Genomic DNA, 17,076 nt, shown 5'->3' with positions numbered 1-17,076 from the left:
GGTGAGCGAGAGTTGACGGACGGGTCATCGGGGGCATCACCGCGGCAACATCGGCCTCCTACCTTGGGGTTTCCCACACAGGTAGGAGGCCCAGGTGACCACACTCTCCGATCGGTCCACAGCACCGGATGCGCACGCGCCGGTGGTGCAGGGGCACTACATCGCGCGCTGGGACGCCGAGGACGTCGACGCGTGGGAGGCCGGCGGCAAGGACATCGCCCGCCGCAATCTCGTGTGGTCGGTGGTCGCCGAGCACGTCGGCTTCTCCGTCTGGTCGATCTGGTCGGTGATGGTGCTGTTCATGCCCACCGACGTGTTCGGCATCGACGCGGCCGGCAAGTTCTTCCTGGTCGCGGTCCCGACCCTCGTCGGCTCGGTGTTGCGGATTCCGTACACCGTCGCCACCGCCCGGTTCGGCGGCCGTAACTGGACGGTGTTCAGCGCTCTGGTGCTGCTGATCCCGACCGTGCTGACGCTGTGGTTCGTGATGCATCCCGGCACGTCGTACACGACGTTCCTGCTGGTGGCCGCCACCGCGGGCGTCGGCGGCGGCAACTTCGCGTCGTCGATGGCGAACATCAACGCCTTCTACCCGCAGCGGCTCAAGGGCTGGGCGCTGGGACTGAACGCGGGTGGCGGCAACATCGGTGTACCGGTGATCCAGTTGGTGGGTCTGCTGGTGATCGCGACCGCCGGCAATACCGCCCCGTATCTCGTGTGCGCGGTGTACCTCGTGCTGATCGCGGTGGCCGCGGTCGGCGCCGCCCTGTTCATGGACAACCTCGGCAACCAGAAGGCGGACCTGCGCTCGATGGCGCAGGCACTGCGGATCCGCGAGTCGTGGATCGTCAGCTTCCTCTACATCGGCACCTTCGGATCGTTCATCGGTTTCAGCTTCGCGTTCGGTCAGGTGCTGCAGATCAACTTCCTCGCCGGTGGCGCCAGTCCCGCGCAGGCCGCGCTGCACGCCGCGCAGATCGCGTTCCTCGGGCCGCTGCTCGGGTCGATCGCCCGCCCGATCGGCGGCAGGCTGGCCGACCGCATCGGCGGGGGCAGGATCACGCTGTACACGTTCGTGACCATGGTGTTCGCGACGGCGGTGCTCGTCGCGGCCGGGACCGTCGACGACAGCACGCCCGGTGCCGCGGGCGCCGGCGCGATGACGGCGCTGGTGATCGGGTTCGTGGTGCTGTTCGTGCTCTCGGGCCTCGGCAACGGCTCGGTGTACAAGATGATCCCGTCGATCTTCGAGGCGCGCTCCCGCGAACTCGCCGGGCTGGACCAACCGGCCCGGGCAGCATGGTCGCGCAACATGTCCGGCGCCCTGATCGGGTTCGCGGGTGCCGTCGGTGGTCTCGGCGGCGTCGGCATCAACCTGGTGCTGCGGGCGTCGTACAGCAGTCCCGCGAAGTCGGCGACGATGGCCTTCTGGGTGTTCCTCGGCTTCTACGTGGTGTGCGCGATCGTCACGTGGTTCGTGTTCCTGCGCCGCCCGTCGGTTTCGGAAGCGACTGCCGGACAGCCGATTGCGGTGTCGTCATGACGGCCACCCTCGCCGCCGCGACGGCGACGCACTGCCCGTACTGCGGTCTGCAGTGCGCGATGACGCTCACGCGCGAGGCCGGGAGCGTGACGGTCGCCGGACGCCAGTTCCCGACCAACCGGGGCGGACTGTGCCAGAAAGGGTGGACCAGCGCCGAACTGCTGCGCCACCCCGACCGGTTGACGACCCCGCTGGTGCGCGACGCGGGCACGCTGCGACGGGCGACGTGGCCGGAGGCGCTGGACCGGGTCGTGGACGGCTTCCGTTCCGCACAGGACGCGGGCGGACGGGACGCGGTCGGGATCTTCGGCGGTGGCGGGCTCACCAACGAGAAGGCGTACATGCTCGGCAAGTTCGCGCGCGTCGCGCTCGGCACGTCGAACATCGACTACAACGGCCGGTTCTGCATGTCGTCGGCGGCCGCGGCGGGGATCCGCGCGTTCGGGCTCGACCGCGGACTGCCGTTCCCGGTCTCGGATCTGACGTCGGCGAAGGCGATCCTGCTCGCCGGCGGCAACGTCGCCGAGACGATGCCGCCCCTGGTCGGGCACCTCACGGCCGCCGCCGACTCTGGCGGGCTGATCGTCGCCGACCCCCGCCGCACCGCCACGGTGGAACGCGCGCTGGCCGGCGGGGGACTGCACCTGCAACTCGCGCCCGGCACGGATCTGCCGCTGGCCCTGGGCATGCTGCACCTCGCGGTCACGGAAGGCCACCTCGACCGGGAGTACGTCGAGGCGCGAACCGACGGGTTCGGCGACACATGGCTCGCGGCGGCACAGTGGTGGCCCGAGCGCACCGAACGCGTCACCGGCGTGCCCGTCGCGTCGCTGCGCCGGGCGGTGGAGATCCTGTCGCGCTCCCGCCGCAACGACACCGGCGCCTACGTCCTCACCGCCCGCGGCGCCGAGCAGCACGCGACCGGCACCGACACCGTCTCGGCGTGGATCGCGCTCGCACTCACGCTGGGCCTGCCGGGACGCCGCGGCAGCGGCTACGGCGCCGTCACGGGGCAGGGCAACGGGCAGGGCGGCCGCGAACACGGGCAGAAGGCCGACCAGCTGCCCGGGTACCGCAAGATCACCGATCCCGTTGCCCGCGAACATGTTGCGCGGGTGTGGGGAATCGACCCGGCGGACCTACCCGGACCGGGGCGCAGCGCGTACGAGCTGCTCGACGCCCTCGGCCGCCCCGACGGTCCCCGCGCCCTGATGGTGCACGGCGCCAACCTCGCGGTGTCGGCGCCGCGGGCCGGCCACGTCGTCGACCGCCTGCGCTCGCTGGACCTGCTGGTGGTGTGCGACTTCCTGCTGTCGGAGACCGCCGCGATGGCCGACGTGGTGCTGCCGGTCCTGCAGTGGGCCGAGGAGGAGGGCACCATGACCAGCCTCGAGGGCCGGGTGCTGCGCCGTCGTCGCGCAACGACCCCGCCGGACGGGGCGCGCGGTGAGCTCGAGGTGTGGCGGGAGTTGGCCGTTCGGCTCGGGCAACCCGCGTCCCGGTTCCCGACCTCGCCGGAGGTGGTGTTCGACGAACTGCGCCGCGCGTCGGCGGGCGGTGTCGCCGACTACGCGGGTGTCACGTACGCGCGGCTGGATGCGGGCGAGGCGCTGCACTGGCCGTGCCCCGACGTCGCGCATCCGGGGACGCCGCGGCTGTTCCTGGACCGGTTCGCGACCGACGACGGGCGGGCGCGGTTCACCGCCGTCGAGCATCGCGGTCCCGCCGAGCCGACGGATACCGAGTTCCCGCTGCTCGCGACCACGGGACGGGTTCTGGCGCACTACCAGTCGGGCGCGCAGTCCCGGCGGGTGGCCGAACTCGCGGCGGCCGCGGGACCGATGTTCGTCCAGGTCCATCCCGACACCGCGGCCCGCGTCGGACTGCGCGACGGCGACGCTGCGACGGTGGTGGCCCGGCGCGGTCGGGTGGCGGCGTCGGTCCGGTGCGACGAGTCGATGCGGCTGGACACCGTCTTCCTGCCGTTCCACTTCGCGGGCGACGCGCGGGCAAACCTGCTGACGAATCCGGCCCTCGACCCGACGAGCCGGATGCCGGAGTTCAAGGTGTGCGCGGTCCGCCTCGAGGCAGGGGCGGGGGTTCGGCCGTGACCCGGCGCGTGGTGATCGTCGGCAACGGCATGGCGGGTGCGCGCCTGGCCGAGGAGTTGCGCCGCCACGAACGCGACCCCGCGCGTCTCGAGGTCGTGGTGTTCGGCGCGGAGCCGCGCGCCGCGTACAACCGGATCCTGCTGTCGAACGTGTTGGCGGGCAGCATCACCGCGCGCGACACCCGGCTGCGGCCGGACGACTGGTGGGCGCGCAACCACGTCGACGTGCGCATCGGGGTGCGGGTGGAGGCGGTCGACACCGGGTCGCGGGTGGTGCGCGGCGGCGACGGCACGGTGCTCGGCTACGACGAGGTGGTCCTCGCGACGGGCAGCACATCGTTCGTGCCGCCGGTCGAGGGGCTGGACGTCGCCGCCGCCGGGGTGGTCGCGTTCCGAACCGTCGAGGACTGCGACCGGATCGCCGACGCCGCGGCGCCGGGGTGCCGGGCGGTGGTGCTCGGCGGCGGCCTGCTGGGTCTCGAGGCGGCCCGGGGGCTGCTGCTGCGCGGCGTCGACGTCACCGTCGTGCACCCCAAGGCGGTGCCGATGGAACGGCAGATGGATGCGGGTGGCGGCACGGTCCTGACCCGTGTGCTCACCGGCCTGGGCATGCGGCTGCTGCTGAACCGGCGCGCGAAGACGCTGCGCGGCAACGGCACTGAACGCCTGCTCGTCCTCGACGACGGCACCGAACTGCCGGCCGATCTGGTGGTGCTCACGGCGGGGATCCGGCCCGACACCGCGTTGGCGCGCGATGCCGGTGTCGTCGTCGACCACGGCGTCGTCGTCGACGACGGACTGCGCACCAGCGCCCCGCACTTGTGGGCGATCGGGGAGTGCGCGCAGCATCGCGGCGAGGTGTACGGGCTGGTGCAGCCCGGCTGGGAGCAGGCCGCGGTGGTGGCCGACCGGATCACCGGCGCCGATCCGGAATCCGAGTACCGGGGCAGCGAGACGGTGACCCGGCTCAAGGCCCACGACATCGACCTCGCGTCGATGGGGGACGTGGGTGCCGACCTGCACAGCGAGAACCACGAGGTGCTCACCGTCGCCGACCCGGCGCGCGGACGCTACGCCAAGGTCGTGGTGCGCGACGAGCGGATCGTCGGCGCGGTCCTGCTCGGCAGCCCCGACGTGGTCGGCACCGTCACCCAACTGTTCGACGCCGGACTGCCGGTGCCGCACGACCGCATGGTGCTGCTGACCGGCCGCGGCGCCGCGGCCACCGAATCGGTGAGCCCCGCCGGGATGCCGGGCGGCGCGGTGATCTGCCGCTGCAACTCGGTGACCAAATCGAATCTCACGGTCGCGTGGCGGTCCGGGGCGCGGTCGCCGGCCGCGCTGGCGACCGCGACCCGCGCGACGACGGGGTGCGGCGGATGCAGTGCCGCGGTGGAGGGCATCTGCGAGTGGCTGCGGAGCAGTGACCCCCAGGTCGGGGATCCCCACAACGACGACGAGACCCACGACGAACGAGAAACACCGGCCCGGAAGGAAGGTGCGGCATGAACGAACGGACCGCGATCGTGATCGGACACGGCATGGTGGGCCACCGCTTCGTGGAGGCGCTGCGGGCGCGCGACGAGGCCGACGCCTGGTCGGTGACCGTGCTGTGCGAGGAGGCCCTGCCGGCGTACGACCGGGTGGCGCTGTCGTCGTACGTCGGCTCCTGGGATGCGAAGGAACTCGCCCTGGCGGGCAACGACTTCGCCGGCGATCCCGCCGTGGACCTGCGGGTGGGGGTGCGGGCGGACGCGATCGACCGGGACGCGCGCACCGTGACGACGTCGACGGGCGAGACGTTGGCCTACGACGCGTTGGTGCTGGCGACGGGTTCGTACCCGTTCGTCCCGCCGGTGTCCGGACACGATCACGACCTGTGCTTCGTCTACCGCACCCCCGGCGACCTCGACGGCATCCGGGCCCGCGCGGAGGCCGCCGGGCCGGGCGCCGTCGGCGTCGTGGTCGGCGGCGGCCTGCTCGGGCTCGAGGCCGCGAACGCGCTGCGCCAGTTGGGGATGTCTCCACACGTCGTGGAGCACAACGCCCGGCTGATGCCGTTGCAGGTCGACGAGGGCGGTGGTGCGGTGCTGGCCCGCCTCGTGACCGACCTCGGGCTCACACTGCACACCGGAACGGGAATCGGTTCGATCACCGACGGATCGGACGGCGTCCGGGTGGAACTGTCCGACGGGTCGGTGATCGACGCCGCGCTGCTGGTGTTCTCGGCGGGTGTCCGCCCGCAGGATCGGCTGGCCCGCGACGCCGGTCTCGACATCGCCGAACGCGGCGGCATCCTCACCGACAGCGGTTGCGTCACATCCGATCCCGCGGTATTCGCGGTGGGAGAGTGCGCCGCGGTGGAGGGGCGCTGCTACGGCCTGGTCGCACCCGGCTACACGACGGCCGAGGTGGTGGCCGACCGCCTGCTCGGCGGCGACGCGGTGTTCCCCGGCGCCGACCTGTCCACCAAGCTCAAGCTGCTCGGCGTGGACGTCGCGAGCTTCGGCGACGTCCACGCCGTCACACCGGGCGCCCTCGAGGTGGTGCTCAGCGACGCCGCGAAGGGGACGTACGCCAAGCTCGTCGTCTCCGACGACGCGAGGACCCTGCTCGGCGGGATCCTGGTCGGCGACGCGTCGGCGTACGGCTCGCTGCGTCCGCTGGTCGGCCGGGAACTGCCCGGCGACCCGGCCGCGCTGATCTCGCCGGCCGGTGAGAAGCCCGGCGCGGGAACACTTCCCGATGACGCCCAGGTGTGCTCGTGCAACGCCGTGACCAAGGGGGCGATCTGCGCGGCGATCACCGGCGGGGCGTGCGACGTCGCGGCGGTGAAGTCGTGCACCGGCGCCGGGACCACGTGCGGCGGGTGCCTGCCGACGGTGAAGGCGCTGCTCGCGTCGTCCGGCGTGGAGCTGTCGAAGGCGCTGTGCGAGCACTTCACGCAGTCGCGGGCCGAGCTGTTCGAGATCGTCCGCGCCACCGGTACCCGCACGTTCTCCGGGCTGATCGGGCAGTACGGCACCGGAACGGGTTGCGACATCTGCAAACCCGTCGTCGCGTCGATCCTGGCGTCGACGTCGTCGGAGCACGTACTGGGCGGCGAGCAGGCGTCGCTGCAGGACACCAACGACCACTTCCTCGCCAACATCCAGCGCAACGGTACCTACTCTGTGGTGCCGCGGATGCCGGGAGGGGAGTGCACGCCGGAACAGCTCATCACGATCGGTGAGATCGCGCGGGACTACGGTCTGTATCTCAAGGTGACGGGCGGTCAGCGCATCGACCTGTTCGGCGCGCGGGTGGAGCAGCTACCGGAGATCTGGCGCCGGCTCGTGGACGTCGGTATGGAATCCGGTCAGGCATACGGCAAGTCGCTGCGCACCGTGAAGAGCTGCGTCGGGTCCACGTGGTGCCGGTACGGCGTCCAGGACTCGGTGGGCATGGCGGTGCGGCTCGAGAACCGCTACCGCGGGCTGCGGGCGCCGCACAAGATCAAGTTCGGGGTGTCGGGGTGTGCGCGCGAGTGTGCCGAGGCGCGCGGCAAGGACGTCGGCGTCATCGCGACCGAGAGCGGCTGGAACCTCTACGTCGGCGGCAACGGCGGGCAGACCCCGCGGCAGGCGCAGCTGTTGGCCGGTGGGCTCGACGACGCCACCCTGATCCGGTACATCGACCGTTACCTCATGTTCTACGTCCGCACCGCCGACCGGCTGCAGCGGACCGCGCCGTGGATCGAGTCGCTCGAGGGCGGCCTCGAACACCTGGCCGCGGTGGTGTGCGACGACGGCCTCGGCATCGCCGACGAGCTCGAGGACGCGATGGCCCGGCACGTCGCCGGCTACCGCGACGAGTGGGCGGGCGTGCTCGACGATCCCGAGAAGCTGTCGCGGTTCGTCTCCTTCGTCAACGCCCCCGAGGTGCCCGATCCGACCGTGGCGTTCGACGACTCCGGCCCGCGCAGGATCCCGGTCCTGATCGGCATTCCGGACGTTCCGGACGGGAGGCGGGAAAGCTCCTCGCGCCGGTAATCGCCGGGTAACCCCGAAGAAACAACCCGACCGTTCAATGAGCAACAGCACAGGGAGGACTGCGATGACGGTGATGGAAAGCTGGGTGTCCGGCACGACCGACACCCACGAGACGGCCTTCGTCACGGAGGAGCGGCACTGGACGTCGGCGTGCGCGCGGGGGCACCTGATCCCCGGCCGCGGCGTGGCCGTGCTGCTGCGGGGCGGTGCGCAGGCGGCGCTGTTCCTGCTGGCGGACGGGAGCCTGCGGGCGGTGGGCAACATCGATCCGTTCGGGCGGGCCGCGGTGATGTCCCGCGGCCTGGTGGGGGACCGCGGTGGCGAGCCGACGGTGGCGTCTCCACTGCTCAAACAGGTGTTCTCGCTCAACGACGGGCGCTGCCTCGACGACGACGGGGTCCGGTTGCCCGTGTACCCGGTGCGGGTGGTTCGCGGTCGCGGCGACGACGTCGTGCAGGTGTGTGTGATCCCGACGAGGGAAGGTTCACCGTGACGGCAGGGGTCCCGCCGACCGGCGACGAACTGCGTGGATTCACGGTCGGGATCACCGCGTCGCGGCGGGCCGACGAGTTCGCGACACTGCTGACGCGGCGCGGGGCCGACGTCGTGCACGCGCCCGCGATCCGGATCATCCCGCTCGCCGACGACGCCGAACTGGCGCGGGTGACGGATGCGGTCGTCGGCGATCCTCCGGACGTCGTGGTCGCGACGACCGGCATCGGGTTCCGCGGCTGGATGGGGGCGGCCGAGGGCTGGGGCCGGGCCGAGCAGTTGCTCATCGCGCTGGGGGCCAGCCGCATCATCGCCCGCGGCCCCAAGGCGAAGGGCGCCGTCCGGGCGGCCGACCTGCGTGAGGAGTGGTCGCCGGAGTCGGAATCGTCGGCCGAGGTGCTCGAGTATCTGCTCGCGGAGGGCGTGGCCGGGCGGCGCATCGCGGTCCAGTTGCACGGCGCGACGACGGAGTGGGAACCGATCCCGGACTTCTGTGCCGCGCTGCGGTCGGCCGGCGCCGACGTCATCGCGGTGCCAGTGTACCGCTGGACACCGCCCGACGACTGCACCGCGCTGGACCGGATGATCGACTGCGCCGCGACGGGCGGACTCGACGCCCTGAGCTTCACCAGTGCGCCCGCCGTGGCCTCGATCCTGGGGCGGGCCAAGGAGACCGGGATGCTCGAGCCGCTGTTGCGGGCGCTCGGTGGCGGTGTCGCGGCGGTGTGCGTGGGTCCGGTGACGGCGGCACCGCTCGCCTCGTTGGGGGTGCCGACCACCGCTCCGGGCCGGTCGCGGCTGGGGTCGCTGGCCCGGCACATCGCGGAGGAACTGCCGCGGCGGGCCGGCCGGCTTCGTGCGGGCGGGCACGAGATCAGCGTGCGGGGTAACTGCGTCGTCGTCGACGGTGAGGTCCGGCAACTGCCACCCGCGGGCATGGTGTTGATGCGCCGCCTGGCCGAACGGCCCGGGTTGGTGGTCTCTCGTGCGGATCTGCTGGCGGCGCTGCCCGGTGGCAGCGACGACACGCACGCGGTGGAGACGGCGATCGCGCGGTTGCGCGGCCATCTCGGTGCGCCCAAGGCCGTGCAGACGATCGTCAAGCGTGGGTATCGGTTGGCGCTGGATCCGGCGGACTACGACCGACTGCTCGAGCCGAGCCGACCGTGACCGGCCCCGCCTTCGTGTTGGTCGCGCACGGCACCCGCAGTCGGGTCGGGGTCGACACCGTCGCGGAACTCGCTGCCGCGGTGGCCGATCGGATCGGGCCGGTGCGCACCGCGTTCGTCGACGTGGTGGGGCCCTCGCCGGCCGAGGTGCTGCGCGACGTCCACGGTCCCGCGGTGCTGGTCCCGGCGTTCCTGGCGTCGGGCTACCACGTCCACACCGACGTGCCGCGCCTCGTCGCCGAGAGTCGGCACCCCGGTGTGACCGTCACGAAGGCGCTCGGCCCCCACCCGGTCCTCGCGAAGGTCCTGGAGCTACGCGTACGCGAATCCGGTTGGCGGCCAGGAGACGCCATCGTGCTGGCCGCCGCCGGTTCGTCGGATCCGCGGGCCCGCCACGACGTCCGGCGAGCCGCCGCGATGCTCTCGGTTCGGGTGCGCCGCGAGGTCCCCGTCGCCTACATCGCGACCAGGTCGCCGACAGTGCCCGAGGTCGTCGAGCGCCTGCGATCGGAGGGGGAGCGTCGGGTGTTCGTCGCGTCCTACCTGCTCGCGCCGGGTCTGTTCCATGCCCGACTTCACCAGGCCGGCGCCGACGGTGTCGCCGCGCCGCTGGGTGCGGACCCGGCGATCGTCGACCTGATCGCGGAGCGGTTCAGCGCGCGAAGCCCAGTTGGCGTTGCGCGTTCGACAGTGCACTGACGATGCAGGTACCGATCGGCCCGAGCCGGTCGAACATCGTGGTGCTGCTGATGGAGATGCCGTCGACGCTGATGTGATTGTCGGCCTCGAGGCCGATCTCCGGTCCCTCGGGCAGCCGCGACAGCGCCAACGTGAGGTCGGCGTTGATGAAGCCGATTCCCTCGGTTCCCCAGTTGGTCATCAGGCTCGTCGTCTCGCCGACCATCGCGGCACGCACGAACGGTGACGGCTCCTCGCCCGCGACCACGGGAACCTGGTACTGCCATATGCGCTTCCGGCTCGCCCCCTCGTGATCTCCCAGCGACGGTGACCAGCCGGCGGGGTGGTCGTCGCTTCCGATCCACGGATGTGACGGCGCCTGCAGCGGTTCGAGGAGGCTGAGCGGCGGCGGCTGCGGGCTCTCGGGCCGGGTCCACAGTTCCCCCGGCGGCTGGACGCCGCGGCGCAGGAAGACCACCGTTGCCCGTGCGACGGGCTCACCCTTCTGCAGCAGTTCGCCGTCGGCGACGCGGATACGGTTGCCGGTCCGCACGCTGCGGGTCACGACGTCGATCCGCTCGGCGCGCGCGGGCCGGAACAGGTCGACCGTGAGCCGGGCCGGAACGAATCCCTCTGCGCCGTGATCGTTCTCGATGTCGCGGGCGAGCAGTCCGGTGAGTGCGGGCCCGTTGATCATGTCGGACGACCATTTGCTGATCCCCAGTGGCAGCGGCGAGAAACCGTCCCCGTCGCGGGTGAGGAAAGCGATCGATTCGTTCATGGGTGCGCCCACTCCTTCTTCGGTATGTGCCTTCCTGGAACATACGACAAGGGAAGTGACGGGCGGCACATCGGCGTACCCGGGGGACGCACGGATCTTGCGCAGTGGTGTGCAGGAACTGCCCCGATTCCGCAGGTACCGGACTACGGTGAAGAACGACCGGGCACGCTCGGCCGACCGACACTTCCAGGTCCAGGACTCGGAGCGTGCGAGGCGGACGTCGGCGCAGGCCGGGAAGAAGGTTCTTCAGATGACCGCGACATCAGTCGACAGGCAGGGCTTCAGTTCACTCCGCCAGGGCGGACTCAACTGGGACGCGTTTCCCCTCAGGCTGTTCGTGAAGGGCAACGCCAAGTTCTGGAATCCCACCGACCTCGACTTCACGCAGGACGCCGAGGACTGGCTGGAACTCAACAGCGAACAGCAGCGCAGCGCGACGTACCTGTGCGCGCAGTTCATCGCCGGCGAGGAAGCCGTCACCGAGGACATCCAGCCGTTCATGAGGGCGATGGCCGCCGAGGGACGCTTCGGCGACGAGATGTACCTGACGCAGTTCTGCTTCGAGGAGGCCAAGCACACCCAGGTGTTCCGGCTGTGGATGGACGCGGTGGGGCTCACCGGCGACCTGCATCCCTTCGTCGCGGAGAACCCCTTCTACCGCACGCTGTTCTACGAGGAACTGCCCCGATCGCTGCGGGCCCTCGAGACCGATCCGAGTCCGGCGAACCAGATCCGGGCGTCCGTCACCTACAACCACGTCATCGAGGGCAGCCTCGCGCTCACCGGCTACTACGCGTGGCAGAGGGTATGTACCAAGCGCGGAATCCTGCCGGGCATGCAGGAGTTGATCAAACGGATCGGCGACGACGAACGCCGGCACATGGCGTGGGGCACCTTCACCTGCCGTCGGCACGTGGCCGCCGACGACCGCAACTGGGATCTGGTGCAGGAGCGGATGGGGGAGTTGCTCCCGCACGCACTCGGCATGATCCAGTGGGTCAACGACCAGTTCGAGGAGCAGCCGTTCGGCCTCGACCCCGACGAGTTCGTCGCGTACGCCGCGGACCGCGCGCAGCGGCGCCTCGGAGCGATCGAATCCGCCCGGGGCCGCTCGGTCGAGGAGATCGACCTCGACTACTCGCCCGAGACCCTCGAGGACAAGTTCGGGGCGGAGGACGCGGCGGCGATCACCGATGCCGCGGCGGAGGCCGCGACCGCGTGAGCTGAATCTCCATCTCAGAGATCGCTTAATCGGCGCGACTACCGTTCGCGGACCTATGAGCGAACACGAAAATGCCCGCCGCAGGCTCTCGGCTCGGCAGGTTGCGATGATCTTCGGTCTCCTCGTCGTTGCCGTGGTCGGCGCCGTCATCTACTTCACCGCGACGGCCGACGACCCCGGCTCGACCGCCGACCCCGGGTCCGCCGAGCAGGCGCCGCAGGCGGATCCGGGCGCGGACGCGCTGGCGCAGGCTCGGCGCAGCCTGCAGCAGACGAGCCTGCCGCTGTCGCTGCTCAGCGGCGGCGTGAGCCAGTTGGTCGACGGCGGCCGCCAACTCGACGACGGTGCCAACCAACTCTCGGTCGGGCTGGGGCAGGCGCGCGACGGGGCTGGTCAACTCTCGAGCGGGTTGACTGAACTCAGCGGCGGCGTCGGGCTTCTCGGCGACGGCGCGCAGCAGATCAGCGGCGGTGTCGACGAGGTGGTCGACCGCCTGAGCGGGCTGGGGGAGATCCAGGGTCAGGTCACCGGCTCGCTGCGCCAGGTCGCGGCGGCCTTGTCGGCGTCCCCGGACCCGGTGGCGCAGGGCGCGTCCGCCCGGGTCACCGACCTGGTCGCGCAACTCGACGCCGAAGGGATGGGGCCGGACACCCTCGCACAGCTCACGATGCTCGAGGACGGGGCACGTCAGCTGTCGTACGAACTCAACGATCCGTCGGCTCAGTTCGTCAGCGGTGTGGGCCAGATCGCGGACGGCGCGCGGCAGCTCAGTGACGGGCTGGTTCTCCTCGACGACGGCGGCAAGGCCCTCGCCGACGGAACCGGCCAGCTGGTGGACGGCACCGGACCGATCACCGGTGTGGTCCAGGGGCTCTCGACGAACGTCTCGGACGCGTCGAAGGCGCTGCCGTCGGCCCAGGCGCCGACGTCGGGCGCCGACGCCGAGCCCCAGGCCGCGGTGGAGGCCGACGAGGCCGGCTTACCTGCGTGGCTCTATGTCGTTGTGGTGCTTGTGGTTCTACTCGGAGCCGCCATTGCGTGGGGCTCCTTCGTCCTGGGTCGTCGATCAGTTGCGAAGCCGTGAGTCACGTGGGGTGAAACGCGCATGGCAGCATGGTCGTGATCGAGATGGTCGTGATCAAGATGGTCGTGATCAGCCACCATCGCAGGAAGGCACTCATGCGTCACACCGTCGCCCGCATGCTCGGTACGGGCCTCACGGCTGCTGCCCTCGTCCTCACACCGGCCCTCGCTGCGCCGTTCGCCGCCGCTTCGGGCACGGGCTCGCTGGGCCTCACACCGATGGGTGTGGTCCCCGCTTCCGAGTCGGCGATCCAGCAGCAGTTCGGCGTTGCGGGCCCGCATCCTGTTACCCAGTCCCGTAACCCGCAGGACTGCGCGGGCCTGACCGAGCTGTACGTGCGTGTCGTCCGCCTCGGCTTCGACGTGCAGGACGAGATGAAGTGTTTCGGCACCTTCCCCGACTCCGGTCTGGGCAGCCCCGTCGGTGTGGAGTTCTACTACCCCGACGACATTGCCGAACTCGGCGCGGTGCCGCTCGTGTTGTGGACGCCCGGCATCCTGGTCGAACCGGGGATCTACGACTCCACCGCCCGGCACCTGGCGAGCCACGGCTACGTCGTCGCGGTCAACTACTCGCTCGTCAACTGGTTCGGCCTCACGCACGAGATGGGCGCGCAGGCCGCGGCGGCGGCGAACGCCGACGAGGCCGGCCCGCTGTACGGCCACATCGACCTGACCCGCACGGTCGTCGCGGGCCATTCCGCCGGCGGTGGCTCCGCGCTGATCTCCGGCGGGCGCCTGCAAGAGGTCGGCACGCAGTTCGACCCGGACTTCCGTGTCGTCGGTGCCCTTGCGGTCGAGCCCGGTCCCGCGACGCTCGGCATCGGGGTGCCGCCGTCGACGGTTCCGACGCTGATCGTCACCGGCAGCGCGGATTTCATCGTTCACCCGGCAGGCTGGCCGTCGCTCGTGCAGTATCCGCAGGTGCAAGCGCCCGCGTGGCTGACAACGGTGCGTGGCGCGAGTCACGGCAAGCCCATGGACGGCCCCGCCAACTCCGTGTTCCCGGCCCTCGAAGTCGCCTTCCTCGACTACGTGACGAAGGACTCGGCCGCGGCGAAGGAGGTCTTCCTCGGTACCGACTACGCCCTCGCCACCGACGGTGCGCTCGTGAACACCGAGCGCAATACCCAGGCCGACGCGCTGCGGTAGATCGGTGTTCTTGCACTGCTGCTCGTGGTGGCGGTGGTCGCTCGCGTTTCCTTCGTCCGGGGCCGTCGCCACGCGCCGGGGAGTGTGCGGAGTACGTTCCCAGGTTCCGCCGGCCCCGAGGGGCGCGGCCGGAGCCGCGCCCCTCGGGGAATCGTGCCGGTTCTTGGGTCAGATGTCGCCGAACGCTGCGGCGTACCGGATGGTGCCGCTCGGGATCCGGCGTCCGTCGAGGGCGAGCACCATGAGTGCGTCGTCGGGGACGTCGACGTTCATCCCGACGCCGTGCTCGGACGCGCGGGCGAACCCGAACCTCGGGTAGTACGTCGGATGCCCGAGGACGGTGACGAAGTGCTCACCGCGCGTCTTCGCGGCCTCGAGGACGGCGCGGATGGCGGCGGAGCCGGCGCCGGTTCGCTGATACGCCGGGAGCACCGAACACGGTGCCAGGCACAGTGCAGGGGTATCGCCGATGTGGCAGCGAGTGAGCAGGGCATGCCCGACGGCGTTGCCACCCTCGTCGAGAGTGAGCATCGACAACCCGTCGATCCATGCCGGTTCCTCGCGCAACGCGTCGACGAGGTCGGCTTCCTCGGCGGTCTCGAAGGCAGCGAGGGTGATCTGTCGGACAGTCTGGATGTCCTCGTCGGTTTCCGGACGTGTCGTCCAGTGTGAGCGAGTGTTCATGTCGTACTTCCATTTCTGTGGTTCGGGTGGATGTCAGCGCTGCCGGTCGCGGAACCGGTAGAGGGCCCGAATGTCGCGGGTGATGGCCTTGTCGGTCGCGGTGCGCTTGCCGGCCTGTCGTGCGTCGGAACGGGAGGCCGCCCACTGGGTCTCGCGCAGCATTCTGCGGTAGCGGTCGAGTCGGCCGAAGTCGAGTCGACCGTCCGTCACCGCGTCCTGCACGGCGCATCTCGGTTCGGTGCGGTGCTCGCAGTCCCGGAATGCGCAGCCCTGGGCGAGCTCCTCGATGTCGGCGAACACGTGCCGGGCGCCGTCGGTGACGTCGTGCAGGCCGATGCCCCGCAGTCCTGGAGTGTCGATGATCACGCCCCCGCCCGGAAGCGGAAGCAGTTCCCGGTGCACCGTGGTGTGCCGCCCCTTGCCGTCCGTCGCGCGGACCTCGCTCGTCTCCATCCGGTCGGTGTCGAGCAGAGCGTTCGCCAGCGAGGACTTCCCGGCGCCGGACGGTCCGAGCAGCACCGTGGTTCCCGACAACGACCGGACCAGGCCCTCGATGCCCGCACCGGTGTGGACACTGACGGTGACGATGTCGACGCCGGGCGCCACGGTGGACGTTTCGGCGGCCGCCACTTCCGGATCACATTCGGCGGCATCGGCTTTCGTCAGCACGATCACCGGCGTCGTGCCGGCATCCCAGGCGAGGGCCAGTAACCGCTCGATCCGGCCGGGTTTGATCGGTGCCGCGAGCGAGGCGACGACGCCGACGGTGTCGATGTTGGCGGCCAGGACCTGTCGATGTGACGTTCGATCCGCCGACGCACGTGCGATCGTGCTGCGCCGGGGGAGTAGTGCCACCAATTCGGGCCGTGGACCCGGACGGAGCGCTGCCCAGTCTCCCGTGCACACCGTGTGCTCGGGGTCGGGAGCGACGACCGCAGTGCTGTCGGCGCGAACCGCGCCTGCCTCGGTCAGTGTGTCGCAGCGACCACGGTCGACGCGGGTGACACGGGCCGGGACCAGTCCGTGTTCGGCGTGCCCGGTGAACATGGCGGCGAACCTGCCGTCCCAGCCGAGTGCGGCGAGGTCGAACTCGGGAGTGGAGGTGGATCGTGGTGAAGACGGTGATGAAGACATGGTGAGACCCTTCGGGATTCGGGCCCTGTCGGACGACGCGCTTCACCCTCGGAACGCACACGTGCGCACCGTCGACGAGAAGGGGAGTCGTCTCAGACCGGGACCCGGGACGTGAGGATGGTCCGGGCACTGCCCGCGGCAGTGGTCTTCACCGCAATCATCGACTCACCTCCCTGTCTCACTCGCTTCAGAACGTTCGGCGACCACTCTAACGGCGCCGCGCGGCCCTTGCCACTGCGTTTCGAGGCGCCACGGGGAGGGCGTCGCGCCCGGAATGTCCGCGTCCGATAGTTGCGCTACGTACCTTCGGGTTGGTTTCATCGTCGGGCACGTGTGGTCGGGGACTTCACTGTGGTCGGGGATGACTGGGGAGGGTCGGCGTCGGATGCCGTATCTGGGTTTGATCGTGATGGTCCTGTGGATCGTGTGTCTCGTCGACGTGATCGTCGCCGAGGAGACCGCGGTGCGGAACATCCCGAAGGTCGGTTGGGCGATCATCGTGCTGTTGCTGCCGCTGATCGGTTCGGTGCTGTGGCTCGTTGCCGGACGGCCGGACGGCGGGTACGCGCCGCGCCGGGCCGGGGCGTCGTCGGGGTTCCCCGAATACGACCGTCCGGGCCGGCAGGTGGCGCAGCGGTCGGAGGACGACGAGGAGTTCCTGCGCCGCTGCCGCGAGCGCGCGGAGGAGCAGCGTCGGATCGGTCGTCAGCAGCGGGAGGGTCTCTCCGACGGCTGACCTCCGCGGGATCCCGGTCGGGGTTGCGCTGTCCACGCTCGGCTGTGCCCGAAAACTCGTTGGCACCGTGTCGGCGCCTCGGTTAGGTTCTCCGCATGTATGCAGGCACTGTGTCGATGAAGCCGTGGTCGCTCCGCTGACGGCGGCGACGACCCGAATTCCGACGACTTCTTCCACGCCGCCGTCCGAGTAGACATGCCGGGCGGTAATTCGTGCTGCCCCGGCTCCTTCCTCGAGCTGCGGAGTATCAGTGTCTGTTTC

General features: G+C 70.7%; 14 protein-coding genes. 11 read left to right on the top strand and 3 right to left on the bottom strand.

Translation table 11 applies throughout. The annotated features are described in order from the left end of the window. The first annotated feature begins 94 nt into the window (after positions 1-94). The 7 genes from HUN07_RS18980 to HUN07_RS18950 all read left to right on the top strand — a co-directional run bounded on the left by HUN07_RS18980 (position 95) and on the right by HUN07_RS18950 (position 10,044). Entirely contained in the window at positions 95-1,543 is a 1,449-nt protein-coding gene (locus HUN07_RS18980; RefSeq protein WP_114721964.1) for an MFS transporter, read from the top strand. Further along, positions 1,540-3,654 (top strand): molybdopterin oxidoreductase family protein, encoded by a 2,115-nt coding sequence (locus HUN07_RS18975; protein ID WP_114721965.1) that lies wholly within the window; start codon positions 1,540-1,542, stop codon positions 3,652-3,654. Before HUN07_RS18980 ends, HUN07_RS18975 begins: the two co-directional genes overlap by 4 nt. Then, positions 3,651-5,162 (top strand): FAD-dependent oxidoreductase, encoded by a 1,512-nt coding sequence (locus tag HUN07_RS18970; protein ID WP_302675461.1) that lies wholly within the window; start codon positions 3,651-3,653, stop codon positions 5,160-5,162. Before HUN07_RS18975 ends, HUN07_RS18970 begins: the two co-directional genes overlap by 4 nt. Further along, entirely contained in the window at positions 5,159-7,684 is a 2,526-nt protein-coding gene (gene nirB, locus HUN07_RS18965; protein ID WP_174911891.1) for a nitrite reductase large subunit NirB, read from the top strand. Before HUN07_RS18970 ends, nirB begins: the two co-directional genes overlap by 4 nt. A 64-nt stretch (positions 7,685-7,748) precedes the next feature. After that, positions 7,749-8,177, top strand: coding sequence for a nitrite reductase small subunit NirD (gene nirD, locus HUN07_RS18960; RefSeq protein WP_114721967.1), 429 nt, complete (start codon positions 7,749-7,751; stop codon positions 8,175-8,177). Continuing rightward, positions 8,174-9,346, top strand: a complete 1,173-nt coding sequence (locus HUN07_RS18955) for a uroporphyrinogen-III synthase (RefSeq protein WP_114721968.1) — start codon at positions 8,174-8,176, stop codon at positions 9,344-9,346. Before nirD ends, HUN07_RS18955 begins: the two co-directional genes overlap by 4 nt. Beyond that, entirely contained in the window at positions 9,343-10,044 is a 702-nt protein-coding gene (locus HUN07_RS18950; protein WP_114721969.1) for a sirohydrochlorin chelatase, read from the top strand. Before HUN07_RS18955 ends, HUN07_RS18950 begins: the two co-directional genes overlap by 4 nt. On the opposite strand, the gene HUN07_RS18945 is transcribed toward HUN07_RS18950, so the two are convergent. Next, complete coding sequence (locus HUN07_RS18945; protein ID WP_174911888.1) at positions 9,998-10,804, bottom strand: acyl-CoA thioesterase domain-containing protein; 807 nt, start codon at positions 10,802-10,804, stop codon at positions 9,998-10,000. The two genes, HUN07_RS18950 and HUN07_RS18945, sit on opposite strands and share 47 nt — an antisense overlap. 250 nt (positions 10,805-11,054) lie before the next feature. Here HUN07_RS18945 and HUN07_RS18940 point away from each other — a divergent pair, with 250 nt between their 5' ends. The 3 genes from HUN07_RS18940 to HUN07_RS18930 are packed head-to-tail and all read left to right on the top strand — an operon-like array spanning position 11,055 to position 14,261. Next, positions 11,055-12,026, top strand: a complete 972-nt coding sequence (locus tag HUN07_RS18940; protein WP_114722016.1) for a R2-like ligand-binding oxidase — start codon at positions 11,055-11,057, stop codon at positions 12,024-12,026. Between the two features lie 55 nt (positions 12,027-12,081). After that, entirely contained in the window at positions 12,082-13,110 is a 1,029-nt protein-coding gene (locus HUN07_RS18935) for a hypothetical protein (RefSeq protein ID WP_174911885.1), read from the top strand. Positions 13,111-13,139: 29 nt separating this feature from the next. Next, a complete protein-coding gene (locus HUN07_RS18930; RefSeq protein ID WP_174911882.1) occupies positions 13,140-14,261 on the top strand; it encodes a poly(ethylene terephthalate) hydrolase family protein in 1,122 nt (373 codons plus the stop codon). A gap of 168 nt (positions 14,262-14,429) precedes the next feature. Here the strand turns inward: HUN07_RS18930 and HUN07_RS18925 are convergent, their stop codons facing one another. Together HUN07_RS18925 and rsgA are read right to left on the bottom strand one after the other, a co-directional pair. After that, on the bottom strand, positions 14,430-14,945 hold the full coding sequence (locus HUN07_RS18925) for a GNAT family N-acetyltransferase (RefSeq protein WP_174911879.1): 516 nt from the start codon (positions 14,943-14,945) through the stop codon (positions 14,430-14,432). 33 nt (positions 14,946-14,978) lie between these two features. Further along, entirely contained in the window at positions 14,979-16,079 is a 1,101-nt protein-coding gene (gene rsgA, locus HUN07_RS18920; protein ID WP_114721974.1) for a ribosome small subunit-dependent GTPase A, read from the bottom strand. A 385-nt stretch (positions 16,080-16,464) separates the two neighbouring features. Here rsgA and HUN07_RS18915 point away from each other — a divergent pair, with 385 nt between their 5' ends. After that, positions 16,465-16,815: a PLD nuclease N-terminal domain-containing protein gene (locus tag HUN07_RS18915; RefSeq protein ID WP_114721975.1), complete on the top strand. Its 351-nt coding sequence runs from the start codon at positions 16,465-16,467 to the stop codon at positions 16,813-16,815. The last annotated feature ends 261 nt before the right edge of the window (positions 16,816-17,076 follow it).

This window comes from Rhodococcus sp. W8901 (assembly GCF_013348805.1).
Lineage (GTDB): Bacteria > Actinomycetota > Actinomycetes > Mycobacteriales > Mycobacteriaceae > Prescottella.
Note: the sequence above shows the minus strand (reverse complement) of the source record. Positions and strands in the feature narration are given on the sequence as shown.

Coding starts and splice junctions, on each gene's coding strand:
- HUN07_RS18975 (WP_114721965.1), top strand. CDS start 1,540: ATGACGGCCACCCTCGCCGCCGCGACGGCGACGCACTGCCCGTACTGC.
- nirB (WP_174911891.1), top strand. CDS start 5,159: ATGAACGAACGGACCGCGATCGTGATCGGACACGGCATGGTGGGCCAC.
- nirD (WP_114721967.1), top strand. CDS start 7,749: ATGACGGTGATGGAAAGCTGGGTGTCCGGCACGACCGACACCCACGAG.
- HUN07_RS18945 (WP_174911888.1), bottom strand. CDS start 10,804: ATGAACGAATCGATCGCTTTCCTCACCCGCGACGGGGACGGTTTCTCG.
- HUN07_RS18940 (WP_114722016.1), top strand. CDS start 11,055: ATGACCGCGACATCAGTCGACAGGCAGGGCTTCAGTTCACTCCGCCAG.
- HUN07_RS18935 (WP_174911885.1), top strand. CDS start 12,082: ATGAGCGAACACGAAAATGCCCGCCGCAGGCTCTCGGCTCGGCAGGTT.
- HUN07_RS18930 (WP_174911882.1), top strand. CDS start 13,140: ATGGTCGTGATCGAGATGGTCGTGATCAAGATGGTCGTGATCAGCCAC.
- HUN07_RS18925 (WP_174911879.1), bottom strand. CDS start 14,945: ATGAACACTCGCTCACACTGGACGACACGTCCGGAAACCGACGAGGAC.
- rsgA (WP_114721974.1), bottom strand. CDS start 16,079: ATGTCTTCATCACCGTCTTCACCACGATCCACCTCCACTCCCGAGTTC.
- HUN07_RS18915 (WP_114721975.1), top strand. CDS start 16,465: ATGCCGTATCTGGGTTTGATCGTGATGGTCCTGTGGATCGTGTGTCTC.